Here is a 14,818-nt window from a genome sequence, read left to right as displayed (position 1 = left end):
CCCCGCCCCCCTGCCGCCGTTGTCCCGCGGGTCTCACCTTAGGGACAACGGGGGCTATGTGTCCGGAGGTTGACCGCACCGGACCGCCTACGGGGCGGTCATCTCCAGCAGCTTGACCACGGTGTTCCAGTTCCGGGTGGTCGCGGTCACGCCCTTGGTCAAGCGCGGCCTGGCCAGCTGCTCGGCTAGTTTGGAGCGGCCGAGGCCGTTCGGGGCGTACAGGTACATGCAGCGGTCGCCGAGCCGGAACTCCTCCGGCAGGAAGGCGGCCGGGTCGATCTCGGCGAAGCGCTCGGCGGTGACCTGCTCGGAGAGGTACGTGACGTGCAGCTGCTTGCCCTCCAGCTCGGCGGCCGGGAAGGGACAGTCCTCGACGACCGACGCCAGATAGGCGTGGTCGCGGACGATGACGTCCACGGCGAACCCGAACCGCTGCTCGATCGCCCGGGTGATCTCCGCGGCCCAGGACTCCTCGTCGCCGCGCGCGGCGGAGAAGACGGCCTGGCCGCTCTGCAGGTAGGTGCGCACGTCCTCCAGGCCGAGCCTGGCCATCAGGACGCGCAGCTCCGCCATCGGGACCTTCTTGGCGCCGCCCACGTTGATCCCCCGCAGCAGCGCCGCATACGTCGTCGTCATCCGCACACCATAAGGCTGCACCGGGATGGGCAGTCGGCACATAGATGTAAGGGGCCTCCTCCTCCCCAGTGGGGAGAGGGCGGGGTCCAGGGGGATGATTCCGGCCGCGTTCAGCTCACCGATCAGCACGACGAGATGCCTTTATCCGCCGCATACCTTCAAAGCGAAAGGTGGCGGCAGGGGGCTGCCACCGCATACGAGGGGGCAAGCCCGTCATGGGGAACGGAGACATACGGGTGCGGGGTCTGGCCGCCCGGGCAGGCGGCTGGAGCGTCCGGCACCGATGGGCTGCCGTCGGCATCTGGGTGCTGTTCGTCGTCCTGGCGATGGGGGTCAGTTCCGCGACCGGCCGGGTGGACGTGGACGAGAGCCAGGCGCTCAAGGGCGAGACGAAGACCGCCGCGCAGATCATCGACGACGCCGGGATCGACGAGCCGGCCGGCGAGACCGTCCTGGTCCAGGCGAAGGACGCCGGCCTGAAGGCCACCGACACCGAGTTCCGCGCCGCGGTCACCGCGGTGATCGACGCGGTCGAGGCGACCGGCAAGGTCACCGACATCACCTCGCCGTACGACGCGGACACCCTCTCCGAGGACGGCCGCAGCGCACTGGTGCAGTTCGACATGCGCGGCGACGCGGAGACCGCGAGCGAGCGGGTCGAGCCGGTGCTGGACGCGGTGGCCGAGGTGCAGAAGGACCATCCGGCGCTGACGATCGAGGAGATCGGCGCCGCCAGCATGATGAAGACGTTCGACGACGCGTTCGGGGACGACTTCAAGAAGGCCGAGTACTCGGCCGTGCCCGTGGCCCTCGGCATTCTGCTGATCGCCTTCGGCGCGCTCGTCGCGGCGCTGCTGCCGGTGCTCCTGGCGATCACCGCGATCATGGCGACGATGGGTCTGATGGGCATCGTCAGCCATGTCATGCCGATGGGCGATGTCGCCAACTCGGTGATGCTGCTGGTCGGTCTGGCCGTCGGCGTCGACTACTGCCTGTTCTACCTGCGCCGCGAGCGTGAGGAGCGGGCGGCCGGCAAGGACCCGCAGACGGCGCTGCGGATCGCCGCCGCCACCAGTGGCCGGGCGATCGTGGTCTCCGGTGTCACGGTGTGCGTGGCGATGGCGGGCATGCTGTTCACCGGTATCGCCGACTTCGAGGCGATGGGCCTGGCCTCGCTGATCGTGGTGGCCGTCGCCATGGTCGGTTCGGTGACCGTGCTTCCCGCGGTGCTGTCGCTGCTGGGCCACCGGGTGGAGAAGGGCCGCATTCCCTACCTGCACCCGGAGAGCAAGCTGCGCCGCAAGCGCCGCGCCGTCAACCGGGACAGCCGACTGTGGACGGCCGTCCTCGGGACCGTGCTGAAGCGGCCGCTGATCTCGACGGTCGTCGCGACCGGCGCACTGCTCGCGGTCGCCGCCCCCGCGATCGGCATGAAGACGCAGAACCTCACGCTGGACCAGGAGTTCGGCGACTCGCTGCCCATCGTGCAGACCTACAACCGGGTCAACGACGCCTTCCCCGGCGGCTCCGAGCCTGCCGAGGTGGTCGTCAAGGCGGACGACATCAACGCCCCCGAGGTGCAGGGCGCGCTCGCCGACTTCAAGCGGGAAGCCGTGGACTCGGGCGCCTCGCGCGGCCCGGTCGAGATCAAGCTGCACGACGAGCAGAACCTCGCCTTCGTCTACGTCCCGCTGGTCGGCGGCTCCGACCTGGACAAGGCGGGCGAGAACCTGGAGAAGCTGCGCGACGAGGTCCGTCCGGCCACGCTCGGCAAGGTCGACGGCATCGAGGCGCCGATCACCGGACAGGTCGCGGGCAGCCACGACTTCAACAACCAGCTGGCCGGAGCGGTCGTCCCCGTCTTCGCGTTCGTGGTGGTCTTCGCCTTCCTGCTGATGCTGCTGTCCTTCCGGTCGCTGACGATCGCGATCACCTCGATCGCGCTCAACCTGCTGTCGGTGGGCGCGGCCTACGGCATCCTGGTCGGCGTCTTCCAGCACGGCTGGGGGGCGTCCCTGGTGGGCGCGGAGGGCGTCGGCGCCATCATCAGCTGGCTGCCGCTGTTCCTCTTCGTGATCCTGTTCGGCCTGTCGATGGACTACCACGTGTTCGTGGTCTCCCGGATCCGCGAGGCGCGGCTGAAGGGCCGTACGACGAACGAGGCGATCAAGCACGGGGTGGTCACCACGGCGGGGGTGGTCACCAGCGCCGCGGTCATCATGGTCGCCGTGTTCGGGATCTTCGGCACGCTGTCCATGCAGTCCATGAAGCAGATGGGCGTGGGTCTCGCGGCGGCGGTGCTGATCGACGCGACGATCATCCGGGGTGTGCTGCTCCCGGCGGTCATGGCGCTGCTGGGCGAGCGCAACTGGTACCTGCCGAAGTGGCTGGAGCGGCTGCCCGACCTGACGCACGACGAGGCGCCGGAGGCGGTGGCCCAGCAGGTACGGGACGACGAGGGGGAGCGCGTCCCGGTCTGATCCGGACCGCATGACACGAGGGCCCGTCGGTTCACGGGGGAACCGACGGGCCCTCGGCTGTGCTCACCGGCCGGGGAGTTCGGCCTCGATGAGGTCGGCCGCCCGCCGCGTGCCGCCCTCCTCGGCCATCTGCGCCGCGATCTCCTTCAGCCGCGCGGCCACCTCCGGATCGCCGACGAGGGCGAGCGCGGCCTCACGCAGCGCCTCGGCGGTCGCCTCCTCGGTGGACAGTTGCCGGGCCACACCGAGCGCCTGGAGCATCTCCGCGTTCCCGAACTGGTCCACGGCCTGCGGTACGGCGATCATGGGGGTGGCCGTGGCCATCCCCTCCTGGCTGCCGCCCGCGCCGGCGTGGGTGACGAACAGGTCGGCCTGCTTCAGCACGGCGAGCTGCGGCACCCACGAGCGCACGTCGACATCGGCGGGTACGTCGCCCAGCTCGGCGGGGTCGACATGGCGGCCGATCTGGAGCACGAGGTGCCAGCCGGGCAGTTCCCCGAATGCCTTGACGCACTCCCGGTAGAAGCCGGGCTGCTTGGTGAAGGACGAGCCGAGCGAGACGAGGACGACCTTCTCGGCACCGGCGGGCCGCTGCCACTCCCCCTCGGCGCCGCGGTCGCCCTGGCAGGCGCCCACGAAGGAGTACACCGACTCGTCGACCCGGTCGGCGTTCGGCTGCAGCGCCTTCGGGATCAGTACGAGGGAGCGGTCGGGGCGGCCCGCGAACCGGTCCGGGTGCAGGGTGATGCCGTTCTCCTCCAGCCAGGCGTGGAAGCGGGCGTAGTAGGCCCGCCCCCGCTCGGTCCTCTTCGGCTCCGCCCACATCGGCTCGGCGACCTCCTCCTCGTAGCCCTCCCAGGCGACGAGGTTCGGCGAGAGCGAGACGGCGGGGACGCCCCAGCGGTGGGCGAGGACACGGGCGGGGTAGGCGGTGATGTCGTGCAGGACGAGGTCCGGTTCGTCGCCCCGGTAGGCCTCGACGAGCTGGGGCAGCGCCTGGATCGCGTCGGCCAGGAACGGCTCGACGTTGTCCAGCAGGGTGCTGCCCCAGGCCTCGGGGTCGGCGTCCGGGCCGGGAAGGGTGGAGTTCCACAGCTTCGGCTCGGCGCCGGTCCCGGCGACCTTCTCGGCGAACGCGGGCGGGATCGCGTAGGTGACCCGGTGTCCGCGCGCGACGAGCTCACGGATCACTTCGAGGCTCGGGTTCACGTGGCCGTGGGCGGCGATGGAGAACATGGCGATGTGCGCGGGTGAGGTCATGCCCTGAACCTTAAGCGAGACGAGACGTCTCGTGCAACTTATTAGGAGTGCTGTGATGTCCGGGCCGTCACCTCTGATAGCGGGCGAGGACCAGGTTTCCGTCCTCCTCCAGGCGCTCGCGCAGGTCGTCGAGGCCGATCGCCCCGCTGTAGTACTCCTGCAGGGCGGGGGTGGCGACCTTGTCCTTCCACTCCGGGTAGCCGCGGACCGACTGCGCGGGCGCCGAGCGCAGGTGCGCGGCGAGGGCGGTGCCGGTCGCCCAGTCGTGCTCGGCCGTGCGCAGCGCCGGGTCCTGGAGCGCCTCGGTGCCGGTCGGCAGCATCCAGTCGCCGAGGGCGAGCCGGACCATGTTCCGCGGCTGGAGCAGGAAGTCGATGAACTCGGCCGCCTCCTCCGGGTGAGGGCTGTCCGCGGCGACGGAGAGCGTCTGCGGGCTGACGCCCTGGGTGAGTCCGTCCGCGCCCGCGGGGGCGGGCAGGACCCGCCAGTCGAAGCCCTCCGGGGCCTGCTGCACGATCTGCTGGCGGTAGGAGAAGCCGAGCGGGACCATCGCGTACCTGCCGCCGAAGAAGCCGGGCAGGGTGTCCGAGCCACCGCTGCCGAGCGTCGAACCGGAGGCGCTGCCATCGGAGTTGACCTGGTCGTGGATGGTCCTGGGGACCACCTCGTCGGCGGTCTTGAAGCGGATCTCGACCTTGCCGTCGGCGTTCCGGTGGAAGAGCTGTCCGCCGGCCGACAGGGAGAGGTTGAGGGTGGCGGAGACGGGTTCCTTCAGCGGCCAGGCCACGCCGTAGGTGCCGTCGCCGCTCAGCTCCTCGGTGATCCGCCGGAACTCCGGCCAGGTCCAGGGGTGTTCCGGCGTGGGGATGCGGACGCCGGACTTCCTCAGCCAGGTGGCGTTGGCGATGAGCACGCGCGGCTCCTGGAGGAACGGCACGCCGTAGATGCCGTCCCCGAAGGTCACCGTCTGCCAACTGCGTTCGGGGATGTCGGCCTTGAGGCGGTCCGGCAGCAGGTCGGTCAGGTCGGCGAGATGGCCGCCGTAGGCGAAGTCGGCGAGGTCGTCGGAGGCGTCGTGCACGATGTCGGGTGCCTCGCCGCCCTCGAAGGACGTGAGCAGCTGGTCGTGGACGCTGTCCCAACTGCCCTGCACGTACTCGACCTCGACGTCCGGATGGCTCGCGTTCCACTCCTCGACGAGTTCCTTGTTGACCGCGACGGACTCCTCCTGCCAGGCCAGGGACTGGAAGCGCAGGGTGATCCGGCCGTCGTCGGCGTCACCGCCGCCGGTGCAGCCCGCGAGGAGCAGCAGCAGGACGAGGATCCAGCGTGCGCGCATCAGTTCTTCACCGCCCCGGCGAGCATGCCGCCCGTGATGCGGCGCTGGACGATCGCGAAGACGACCAGGGAGGGCAGCGTCGCGAGGAACGCGGCCGCGGCGAGCGGGCCGAGGTCGGCGACGCCCTCCGCGCCGATGAAGTGGGTGAGGATCACCGGCAGGGTCTGCTTCTCCGGGGTCTTCAGGAGGACCAGCGCGAAGAAGAACTCGTTCCACGCGGTGACGAAGGCGAACAGCCCCGTGGCCACGATCCCGGGCGCGAGCAGGGGCGCGGTCACCGAGACCAGGGTGCGCAGCCGGCCGGCCCCGTCGACGGCGGCCGCCTCCTCCAGCTCGGTGGGCACGGCCCGGACGTAGCCGACGAGCATCCACAGCGCGAACGGCAGCGCCCACACCACGTACACCAGGATCAGCCCGGCCAGGGAGTCGATCAGCCGCAGGTTCTTCAGCACCAGGAACAGCGGGATGATCACCAGCACCAGCGGGAACGCCTGGCTGACCACGACCCAGCCGGTCGCGGCGCGCGCGAGCCGGGTGCGGTGGCGGGCCATGACGTACGCCATCGGAGTCGCGATCAGTACGGCGACCAGGGCGGCCGACACCGCGGCGACCAGGGAGTTCCCCGCGGCCTGGAGGAGCGGCTGTTCGTCGAAGGCCTGGCGGAAGTTGTCCAGGGTGGGGTTCTCGGGGATCCAGGTGGGGTGGAGGCTGCCGAGTTCGCGGGGCGGCTTGAAGGCGGTGGAGATCAGCCAGAGGAAGGGGAAGGCGAGGAAGACCAGATAACCGAGCAGGGCGGCGTACTGGGCGACGCGGGCGGCGGGGCGCGTCCTCATGACTCGTCCCCTCCCCTCAGCCGGCCCACGAGGAACAGGGCGAGCAGGACCGAGACCAGGGCGACCATCACACATCCCATCGCCGCGGCGTAGCCGAACTGGCCGTAGCGGAAGGCCTCTTCGTAGGCGAAGAGCATCGGCAGCCGGGTGCGGCCGCCGGGGCCGCCGCTGGTCAGGACGTAGACCAGGGCGAAGGAGTTGAAGTTCCAGATGAGGTTGAGCGCCGTGATGGCGAGGGCGACCGGCCGCAGCGCGGGCCAGGTGACGGTCCGAAAGCGCCGCCAGGCCCCGGCGCCGTCCACGGCGGCGGCCTCGTGCAGCTCGCGCGGGGTGTTCTGCAGGCCGGCGAGCAGGGCGACGGTCGTGGTCGGCATGCCCGCCCAGACGCCGACCACGATGACGGCGGGCAGGGCGGTGGCCAGGCCGCTGAGCCAGTCGCGGCCGTCACCGAGGTGCAGGTCGCGCAGGGTCTCGTTGAGGATGCCGGCGTCCGCGTTGTAGACCAGCCGCCACATCACCCCGACCACGACCTCCGGCATGGCCCACGGGACGATCGCGAGGGCGCGGGCCAGCCAGCGCAGCCTCAGGTCCTGGCTGAGCAGCAGGGCGAGCCCGAGCGCCAGCAGGAACTGCGGCACGGTGACCCCGACGGCCCACACCAGACCGATCCGGAACGACTCCCAGAACAGGGTGTCCTGCCACAGGTCCCGGAAGTTGAGACCGCCGATCCACTGGGTGGGCTCGGTGCGCCCGGACTGCGAGTCGGTGAAGGCCAGCAGGATCCCGTAGAGCAGCGGCCCGACGCTGAGCAGCAGGATGGGGATCAGCGCGGGCAGCACCAGGAACCAGGCCCCGCGGTCCAGCGGCGCCTTCCGCGCGGACCGCCTCGTCGCGGTCACCAGGGTCACGTGAGCGGCTCCTCGTGGGGCTCGTGGCGATCTCGAGGTGGGCCTGGTCATGGTCGTGACAGGGGTGGGCGTCGTCAAGACACCGCGCACCTGGCCCGACCTGTGCGAATGCGAGACTGGCCGACGGATGACCATTCACCGAGGGCGACATGGAGGCGGACGATGGACGAGATGCGGGCCCGGGAGGTCCTGGCCGCGGCGGGCGTGCTGCCCGCTCCGGCGCGGGACGCGGCTCTCCTCGCCCTGGGCGAGAACGCCGTGTTCGCCGCCGGTGACCTGGTCGTCAAGGTGGGCCGCGACGCAGGGCTGCTGGACCGGGCGCGGCGCGAACTGGACATCGCGCGGTGGCTGGCCGGGGCGGGCGTCCCGGCGGTCCGGGCGGCCGGGCCCGAGCCGCTGCTGGTCGAGGGACACCCGGTGACGGTGTGGCACCGGCTGCCCGAACCGGTCCGCCCCGCGGAGCCCCACGATTTGGCCGAACTCCTACGGGTCGTCCACGCCCTTCCCGCGCCCTCCTTCGGGCTTCCGGCACGGGATCTGCTGGGCGGCGTCGAACGCTGGCTGCGGCTCGCGGGCGACGCGATCGACCCGGCTGACGCGGCGTACCTGCGGGAGCGGCGGGACGGTTTCGCCGAGGCGGCGGCCCGGCTGACGCCGCGTCTGCCGGTGGGCCCGATCCACGGCGACGCGCTGCCGCGCAACGTCCACGTGGGCACGGACGGGCCTGTGCTGGTCGACCTGGAGACCTTCTCCTGCGACTTCCGCGAGCACGATCTGGTCGTGATGGCCCTGTCCCGCGACCGGTACGGGCTGCCCGCGGCGGCCTACGAGTCGTTCGTCGCCGGGTACGGCTGGGACGTGCGGGAGTGGGAGGGGTGCGCGGTGCTGCGGGGGGCCCGGGAGACGGCCAGTTGCGCGTGGGTGGCTCAGCACGCGCCGAGCAACCCCAAGGCGCGGGAGGAGTTCCGGCGGCGGGTGGCCTCGCTGCGGGACGGGGATGCGACGGTGCGGTGGTATCCGTTCTGAGCGCCTCCTGACGAGGGGCACTTGTCGGTTGTCGAGCGGCTGCGGGCCTTCCGTGGCGGATCGCGCGGTTGCCTGCGCCCCTGGGGCGCCTGGCTCGCGCCGGCCGCTGTGCGCAGTTCCTGCAGCACCCTGCGCACCGCCACACGGGCCGACCACTTCCGGCGGCTATGCGCTTCCCGTGGCTGGTCGCGCCGTTCCCCGCGCCCCTGGGGGCACTTGGCTCGCACCAGCCGCTGTGCCGCCGTTCCTGCAGCACCCTGCACACCGCCACACAGGCCGACCGCTCCCGGCGGCTGTGCGCTTCCTGCGGCCGATCGCGCGGTTCCCCGTGCCCCTAGGCGGCTTGGATCGAGCGGGCCGCTGCGCGCAGTTCCCGCAGTACCGTGCGGACCGCATTTCGTGCCGTCCGCTCCGGGCGGTAGAGGGCGTCGATGGTGCGCCTCGCCTGGACGCCGCTAAGAGGTCTCAGCGTCAGTGCCGGATGGGGGCGCATCGTCCAGCGGGGCATCAGCGCGATGCCTCCTCCGGCGGCCACCGCCTCCGCCACGACCGCGAACTCGTTGATGCGGTGGGCGAGCCGGAGCCGTCGGCCGGCCGCCGCCGCGATGGCGTCGATGGTGGCCATCACCGGGAAGCCGTCGTGCACGGTGATCCACGGCTCGTCGGCCACATCGCGCGGGGTGACCCGGCGCTTCGCGGCCAGCGGATGCTCCTTGGGCATGGCCACGTCCAGCGGCTCGCGCAGCAGCGTGGTCACGGTGACCGTGTCCGGCCAGGGCGGCGCATGGTCCAGGCGGTGGGCGAGGACGATGTCGTACTCCCTGGTGAGCCGGGGGAAGTCGTCCTGCGGTACGTCCTCGTCGGCGAGCCTCACCCGCGGCTTGCCGGGACCGGCGAGGGCGCGCAGCAGGAGCGGGAAGAACGAGCCGCCCGCGCTGTGGAACGCCGCCACCGACACCTCCCCGTCCGGCCGCCCGACGAACTCCTCGACACTGCCCCGGGCCCGCGCCAGCGCCGTCTCCACCTCCACGGCCGCGCCCGCCAGCGCCTGCCCGGCGTCGGTCAGCACCAGCCGTCTGCCCTGCCGCTCGGTGAGCGGGACCGGGATCGCCCGCTGGAGCAGCCTGAGCTGCTGGGAGATCGCCGACGGCGTCACCAGCAGCGCCTCGGCGACCGCGGTCACACTGCCCAGTTCGCCGAGCTCCCGCAGGATCCGCAGCTGCCGTTCGTCCATTCCCACAGTGTAGGAACCCGATGAAGCAGCCCTAAAAGATCCTTTTAGAAACTGGACCTGGGCTTCAGAGACGATCCGGGGCACCGTGGGGGCGTGTCCGACGTCCGCCGTACCGATGCGGTACTCCTCCTTGTCGCGATCGTCTGGGGATCCAGCTATCTCTCCGCCCAGACGGCCACCGCCGCCCTGCCCGTCCTGCTGGTGCTGTTCGCCCGCTACGCCCTGTCCGCGCTCGCCTGTCTCGGCGTCGTCCTCCTCAAGCCCGGCGCCCGCCGGTGGACCCGCGACGAGCTGCGCGCCGGGGTGCCGCTCGGTCTGACGCAGGCCGCGGTGCTCATCGTGGAGACGTACGGCGTCGCCCACACCACCGCCGCCAACGCCGGGCTCATCATCAGCCTGACCATCGTGCTCACCCCCCTCCTCGACCGTGCCGGGCGCTCCGGCGGCATGCCGGCCGCCTTCTACGCCGCCACCGGCGTGTGCGTCCTCGCCGTGGCCCTGCTGATGTCCGGCAACGGCTTCCACGCGCCCCGCCTCGGCGACCTGCTGATGCTCGGCGCCGCGGTGATCCGGGCCGGCCATGTCGTGCTGGTCGGACGGCTGACCGTCGGGCGGGCGATCCGTCCGCTGCATCTGACGACGGTGCAGACCCTGGTCGGCACGGTGCTGTTCGTGCCGACGCTCGCCGGGTCGGGGCTGCCGACGCTGGCCCGCGCCGACGCGGCGACCTGGACCCAGCTGGTCTATCTGGCCCTGTTCTGCAGCGTGTTCGCGTTCCTGGCGCAGACCTGGGCCGTGCAGCGGACGTCCGCGAGCCGGGCCAGCCTGCTGCTGGGCACCGAGCCGCTGTGGGCGGTGGCGGTGGGCATCGCCCTGGGCGGCGAGCACCTGACCGCGCTGACCGGTCTGGGCGCCGCCCTGATGCTCACCGGCACCTACTGGGGCCAGGCTGTGGAACGCGCCCACCGCACCCCGCCCCTCCCGCCCGATGGCCCCGCTCCTCCCACCGAACAGGACCCCGCATGTCCGAAGACACCACTTACCACCGCCTGATCTCCCTGCTGGACGCCTCCGGCGTCGGCTACCAGCTCCTCGACCACGCGCCCGAGGGCGCCACCGAGGCCGTCTGCGCGCTGCGCGGCCACCCGGCGTCCCAGGCGGCGAAGTGCCTCGTGCTGCGGGTCAAGGTCGACCGCCGCACCACCCGGCACGTCCTCGCGGTGGTCCCCGGGGACCGCCGCGTCGACCTGGACGCCGTCCGCGCGCTGTACGCGGCGCGCTACGTCGGCTTCAGCGATCCGGAGACGGCCGAGCGGCTGGCACGCTCGGTGCCGGGCACGGTCCTTCCCTTCAGCTTCGACCCCGGGCTCGAGGTCGTCGCCGACCCGGAGCTGGTGGCGCAGCCGAAGCTGTACTTCAACGCGGCCCGGCTGGACCGGTCGCTGCTGATGTCGGGCGCCGACTACGCCCGGCTGGCCGAGCCGCGGATCGAGCGGATCGCGGGACCCGCCCCCGAGTGACCGGCGGGGCTCACACGGTCTCGTCCGCCGGCTCCCGCAGCGGCCAGGTGCCGTCCACCACCGCCTGCTCGTCGCCCTTGCGGCGCAGGAAGCTCTGGAAGTCCGCCGCCCACTCGGCGTACCAGGCGATCTGGCGGCGATGCAGCTCCGCCGGAGCGAGGGACGCGATCTTGGGGTGGCGGTCGGCTATCGCGCAGGCGAGCCGGGCCGCGGCCAGGGCGTCCGCGAAGGCGTCGTGGGCGGACTCCAGCCGGACGCCGTACTCCGCGCAGACCGCCTCCAGATTGCGCTTGCCGCGGCGGTAGCGGTCGACCCAGCGGTCGATGGTGTACGGGTCGACGACGGGTGCGGGGTCCGTCCCGCCGAGGCGCTCCCGCAGCGACGGCAGGCCGTACCGCCGCAGTTCGGCGGAGAGCAGGCTCAGGTCGAACGCGGCGTTGTACGCCACGACCGGCACGCCCGTCTTCCAGTAGCCCGTCAGCACGTCCGCGATGGCGTCGGCCACTTGGTCGGCGGGCCGGCCCTCGCCGGCCGCGCGTTCGTTGCTGATGCCGTGCACCGCCACCGCGTCCGCCGGGATCACCACGCCCGGGTCCGCCAGCCACTCCCGGCGCCCGAGCTGCTGTCCGCCCCTGAGCTCGATCACGGCGCCGGTGACGATACGCGCCTGTCCCGGGTCCGTCCCGGTCGTCTCCAGGTCGAATCCGATCAGCAGCTCACGGTGCCAGCCCATGGGCGGTCCCCCTCCTCGGTGGTGCTCTCCCCCAGTGGTCTCCACCCTCCCATGAGCCACTGACAATCAGAGGAGCGCGTTCCGCTTACCCCTTCGGGCACTTCGGACAGACAGCCCGAAACGCCCACGCGACTCAGGACACCGGCCGCGAATCCGCCCAGGCCACCTCGAACTCCTCGCGGTACGTCGGAAAGAGCCCGCTGTCGTCCCGGGCGCCCGGTTTGACCAACCGGTTCCCGCCGCGCAGCACCAGCACCGGCGCCTCCATGCCCCGCGCCCGGCGCAGGTAGGACTGCAGGACCGCGATGCCGTCCGAGCCGTCGCCGTCGACCAGGTACGCCGTGAAGCGCGGTGTCTCGTCGTAGACCTGGATCTCGAAGGCCCCGGGGTCGCGCAGCCGGGCGCGGACCCGGCGCATGTGCAGGATGTTCATCTCGACCGAGCGGCTCAGTTCCCCGCGCTTGAGGCCCAGTTCCCGCTCGCGTCGCTTGACCGCGCTGGAGGCCGGGTTCAGGAACAGCAGCCGCACCCGGCAGCCCGACTCGGCCAGCCGCACCAGGCGGCGGCCGGAGAAGTTCTGCACCAGCAGGTTCAGGCCGATGCCGATGGCGTCGAGCCGGCGGGCCTCGCCGAAGATGTCCTCGGCCGGGAACTGCCGCAGCAGCCGCACCCGGTCGGAGTGCACGGCCACCACATCGCCGTACCGGTCGCCGACCAGCTCCTCGACCGCGTCGACCGGCAGCCGGCGCGCGGACGGTACGTCGCCGCCCGCGCCGAGCACCTCCAGCAGCCGCGCCGAGGCACGCTCGGCCTGGCCCAGCACCGCCTCGGACAGCGCCCGGTTGCGGGAGACGACGTTCCGGGTCACCTCCAGCTCGTCCAGGGCGAGTTCGACGTCCCGGCGCTCGTCGACGTAGGGCGCGAAGCACGGCCAGTGCTGCACCATCAGCTCGCGCAGCTGCGGCAGCGTCAGGAAGCTGAGGACGTTGTCGTCGGCCGGGTCGAGCAAGTAGCCCTTGCGGCGGCTGACTTCGCGTACGGCGACCGCGCGCTGCACCCACTCCTGCCCGGCGGGGCCGGCCGCGGCCACCACCCAGTCGTCGCCGTGGACGGGTTCGTAGATGGGGCGCAGGACGGCGGCCACCACCGCGCGCAGCCGCTGTTCGACGAGGTTGAGCCAGATGTAGGCCCGGCCGGCCCGCTGCGCGCGGGTGCGTACCTCGTGCCAGGCGTCGGCGTCCCAGTCCAGCTCCGGTCCGATGGCGCCGGCGTCCATGGGGCGCGCCAGGGACACCGTGCCGGGCGGGACGTCTGTGGAGGTCCCCTCGTGACCCTCGTCACCAGGGGGCAGCTCCCGCCCTCCCGAGCCCACCCGCGCACCGCCTTCCGCTCCCCCGAGCACTCCCCGTGTCAACGATCAAGGAAGGGTACTCCGGGACCGGTCGGCGGTGCAGCCGGATGGACAGGGTCGTTTCCCAACTGCCTCAGTCGAGGCGCCCGTTCGCCCCGGCGAGCTCGGCCGGAGTGAGCGGATTCATAGCGGTGACGTCACGCGGCGCGAGCGAGAAGCCCTGCCAGTGGACCGGCATGGGCTGCTGGTCCTCGTCCCGGGCTATGTGGTGGAAGCCGACGTTCACCCACATGATGGGGTTGGTCAGGGTCTGTCCGTCGACCCACTTGTCCACCGACTTGGGGTGCCCGGTGGGGCAGTTGCCCTTGTTGTTGCTGGCGTACTGCTCGCACTTGTCGTACTGCGTGAAGTACACGTCGTGCTTGGTGAACCCGCGGCCGCTGTACTTGGCGTTGGGGCCGGCGACGAGCTCGTAGGAACGCGGGTGGCCGTCCTTGTTCTTGCCGGTCGCGCTGACCACGCGCCACCAGCGCATGTTCTTGGCGTCGCCCGCGGTCTCCTTGGTGATCTTCGTGCGGGTGGTCTTGTTGGTGGGCGCGCGGTCGCCCGGCGCCTGCGGGGTGACCTTCGAGTCGTACTGCTCGACCCGGCCCTTGGAGGAGCCGTCCAGGCCGAAGTTGAGCCGCCAGAAGACGTTGTGGCTGTGGCTGAGGGGCCGGGCCTTCGGGCCCTTGCCTATCGGCCAGCCCTGGCCGTCCCCGGCGTCGTAGTCCTGCGGCGCGAGGCTGCCGGTGGCGCCGACGTTCAGGTGGATGGTGCCGTCGTCCGAGAAGCGCCACTCGGTGATGTACTCGTACCAGCTGACCTTGTTGACGGCGTAGACGAGCAGGTCCTTGCCCTGCTTCTGGTAGAGCTTCTGGCCGCCGCTGATCGGCTGGTTCAGCATCCGGTACGCGTGCCCGCGGGCGCGTGTCGTGGTGCACAGGCCCTTGACGTTGCGGGTCTCGGTGGACTCGGGCGCCCGGACCTTGACGGTGCGGATGGTGCCGCCCGGGCACTCGCCCGCGGCCAGGTTCTCCAGGCCGTCGCCGAAGTAGTAGCTCGTGATGTCGTCGTACTCCTCCGACCCGTCGTCGTAGGGCACGTGGATCTGGGCGAGCTTGGAGCTGTTGAGGACCTTGATCGGCTTGCTCTCGCCGGGCGGCTGGTAGGTGATGTCCTCCAGGATCATCCCGGCCATGGCCTCGTGGCGCCAGCACATGCGCCAGGTCGTGCCGTTGGAGAGCTTCTGCTCGATGCGGTAGGCCGCGCTGCAGTCGGGGGCGGCGGCGGGCGCCGCCGCGGGCTGGGCGGTGGCCGGTCCGGCGCCCGCGGCCGCGCCCGCCGTCAGTCCGGCCACGGCGAAGGCGGCCAGGGCCGTTCGCGTGCGGGCACGGCTCACTCTGTTGACGCGCATGAAGAATGGACTCCCTTGCATAAGGAGCGAAAGCGGAAGGGT

General features: G+C 71.7%; 12 protein-coding genes and 1 pseudogene. 4 read left to right on the top strand and 9 right to left on the bottom strand.

The genetic code is table 11. From position 1 onward, the window contains the following. Positions 1–87: 87 nt before the first annotated feature. Positions 88–636, bottom strand: a complete 549-nt coding sequence (locus M8H82_RS06025) for a DUF1697 domain-containing protein (RefSeq protein ID WP_250071383.1) — start codon at positions 634–636, stop codon at positions 88–90. Between the two features lie 215 nt (positions 637–851). Between M8H82_RS06025 and M8H82_RS06020 the strand changes: the two genes are divergently transcribed. Continuing rightward, positions 852–3,116, top strand: a complete 2,265-nt coding sequence (locus tag M8H82_RS06020; protein WP_250071382.1) for an MMPL family transporter — start codon at positions 852–854, stop codon at positions 3,114–3,116. A gap of 63 nt (positions 3,117–3,179) precedes the next feature. On the opposite strand, the pseudogene mgt reads toward M8H82_RS06020, so the two are convergent. The 4 genes and pseudogenes from mgt to M8H82_RS06000 all read right to left on the bottom strand — a co-directional run bounded on the left by mgt (position 3,180) and on the right by M8H82_RS06000 (position 7,456). Next, a pseudogene (gene mgt, locus M8H82_RS06015) lies at positions 3,180–4,413 on the bottom strand (macrolide-inactivating glycosyltransferase). A 30-nt stretch (positions 4,414–4,443) separates the two neighbouring features. Next, positions 4,444–5,715 (bottom strand): ABC transporter substrate-binding protein, encoded by a 1,272-nt coding sequence (locus tag M8H82_RS06010; RefSeq protein ID WP_250071380.1) that lies wholly within the window; start codon positions 5,713–5,715, stop codon positions 4,444–4,446. Further along, on the bottom strand, positions 5,715–6,548 hold the full coding sequence (locus tag M8H82_RS06005) for a carbohydrate ABC transporter permease (protein ID WP_250071379.1): 834 nt from the start codon (positions 6,546–6,548) through the stop codon (positions 5,715–5,717). The genes M8H82_RS06010 and M8H82_RS06005 overlap by 1 nt, the downstream gene beginning before the upstream one ends. Further along, on the bottom strand, positions 6,545–7,456 hold the full coding sequence (locus M8H82_RS06000; RefSeq protein ID WP_250071378.1) for a carbohydrate ABC transporter permease: 912 nt from the start codon (positions 7,454–7,456) through the stop codon (positions 6,545–6,547). Before M8H82_RS06000 ends, M8H82_RS06005 begins: the two co-directional genes overlap by 4 nt. Before the next feature lie 162 nt (positions 7,457–7,618). On the opposite strand from M8H82_RS06000, the gene M8H82_RS05995 reads away from it, so the two are divergent. Further along, positions 7,619–8,482: a phosphotransferase enzyme family protein gene (locus M8H82_RS05995; RefSeq protein WP_250071377.1), complete on the top strand. Its 864-nt coding sequence runs from the start codon at positions 7,619–7,621 to the stop codon at positions 8,480–8,482. 334 nt (positions 8,483–8,816) lie between these two features. Here M8H82_RS05995 and M8H82_RS05990 read toward each other — a convergent pair whose 3' ends face one another. Continuing rightward, positions 8,817–9,716, bottom strand: a complete 900-nt coding sequence (locus tag M8H82_RS05990; RefSeq protein ID WP_250071375.1) for a LysR family transcriptional regulator — start codon at positions 9,714–9,716, stop codon at positions 8,817–8,819. A gap of 93 nt (positions 9,717–9,809) precedes the next feature. Here M8H82_RS05990 and M8H82_RS05985 point away from each other — a divergent pair, with 93 nt between their 5' ends. Next, positions 9,810–10,769 carry a DMT family transporter gene (locus tag M8H82_RS05985; RefSeq protein ID WP_250071374.1) on the top strand — a complete coding sequence of 320 codons (960 nt, stop codon included), beginning with the start codon at positions 9,810–9,812 and terminating at the stop codon, positions 10,767–10,769. Then, positions 10,739–11,236, top strand: coding sequence for a YbaK/EbsC family protein (locus tag M8H82_RS05980; RefSeq protein WP_250071373.1), 498 nt, complete (start codon positions 10,739–10,741; stop codon positions 11,234–11,236). The genes M8H82_RS05985 and M8H82_RS05980 overlap by 31 nt, the downstream gene beginning before the upstream one ends. A gap of 10 nt (positions 11,237–11,246) precedes the next feature. Here M8H82_RS05980 and M8H82_RS05975 read toward each other — a convergent pair whose 3' ends face one another. The 3 genes from M8H82_RS05975 to M8H82_RS05965 form a co-directional block, all read right to left on the bottom strand. Next, positions 11,247–11,969 carry a 3'-5' exonuclease gene (locus tag M8H82_RS05975; protein ID WP_250071372.1) on the bottom strand — a complete coding sequence of 241 codons (723 nt, stop codon included), beginning with the start codon at positions 11,967–11,969 and terminating at the stop codon, positions 11,247–11,249. A 133-nt stretch (positions 11,970–12,102) separates the two neighbouring features. Continuing rightward, the gene (locus tag M8H82_RS05970; RefSeq protein ID WP_250071371.1) at positions 12,103–13,341 is read right to left on the bottom strand and encodes an SAV2148 family HEPN domain-containing protein; all 1,239 of its coding nucleotides are present in this window, start codon (positions 13,339–13,341) and stop codon (positions 12,103–12,105) included. 112 nt (positions 13,342–13,453) lie between these two features. Next, positions 13,454–14,776, bottom strand: a complete 1,323-nt coding sequence (locus tag M8H82_RS05965) for a copper amine oxidase (protein WP_250071370.1) — start codon at positions 14,774–14,776, stop codon at positions 13,454–13,456. Positions 14,777–14,818 lie beyond the last annotated feature (42 nt).

Source organism: Streptomyces sp. YS415, assembly GCF_023544665.1.
In the GTDB taxonomy this organism is placed as follows: domain Bacteria; phylum Actinomycetota; class Actinomycetes; order Streptomycetales; family Streptomycetaceae; genus Streptomyces.
This window is presented reverse-complemented; position numbering and strand designations above follow the sequence as displayed.

Excerpts from the sequence above, each read along its gene's own strand:
- M8H82_RS06025 (WP_250071383.1), bottom strand. The coding sequence starts at position 636 with ATGACGACGACGTATGCGGCGCTGCTGCGGGGGATCAACGTGGGCGGC.
- M8H82_RS06020 (WP_250071382.1), top strand. The coding sequence starts at position 852 with ATGGGGAACGGAGACATACGGGTGCGGGGTCTGGCCGCCCGGGCAGGC.
- M8H82_RS06010 (WP_250071380.1), bottom strand. The coding sequence starts at position 5,715 with ATGCGCGCACGCTGGATCCTCGTCCTGCTGCTGCTCCTCGCGGGCTGC.
- M8H82_RS06005 (WP_250071379.1), bottom strand. The coding sequence starts at position 6,548 with ATGAGGACGCGCCCCGCCGCCCGCGTCGCCCAGTACGCCGCCCTGCTC.
- M8H82_RS05995 (WP_250071377.1), top strand. The coding sequence starts at position 7,619 with ATGGACGAGATGCGGGCCCGGGAGGTCCTGGCCGCGGCGGGCGTGCTG.
- M8H82_RS05990 (WP_250071375.1), bottom strand. The coding sequence starts at position 9,716 with ATGGACGAACGGCAGCTGCGGATCCTGCGGGAGCTCGGCGAACTGGGC.
- M8H82_RS05980 (WP_250071373.1), top strand. The coding sequence starts at position 10,739 with ATGTCCGAAGACACCACTTACCACCGCCTGATCTCCCTGCTGGACGCC.
- M8H82_RS05975 (WP_250071372.1), bottom strand. The coding sequence starts at position 11,969 with ATGGGCTGGCACCGTGAGCTGCTGATCGGATTCGACCTGGAGACGACC.
- M8H82_RS05965 (WP_250071370.1), bottom strand. The coding sequence starts at position 14,776 with ATGCGCGTCAACAGAGTGAGCCGTGCCCGCACGCGAACGGCCCTGGCC.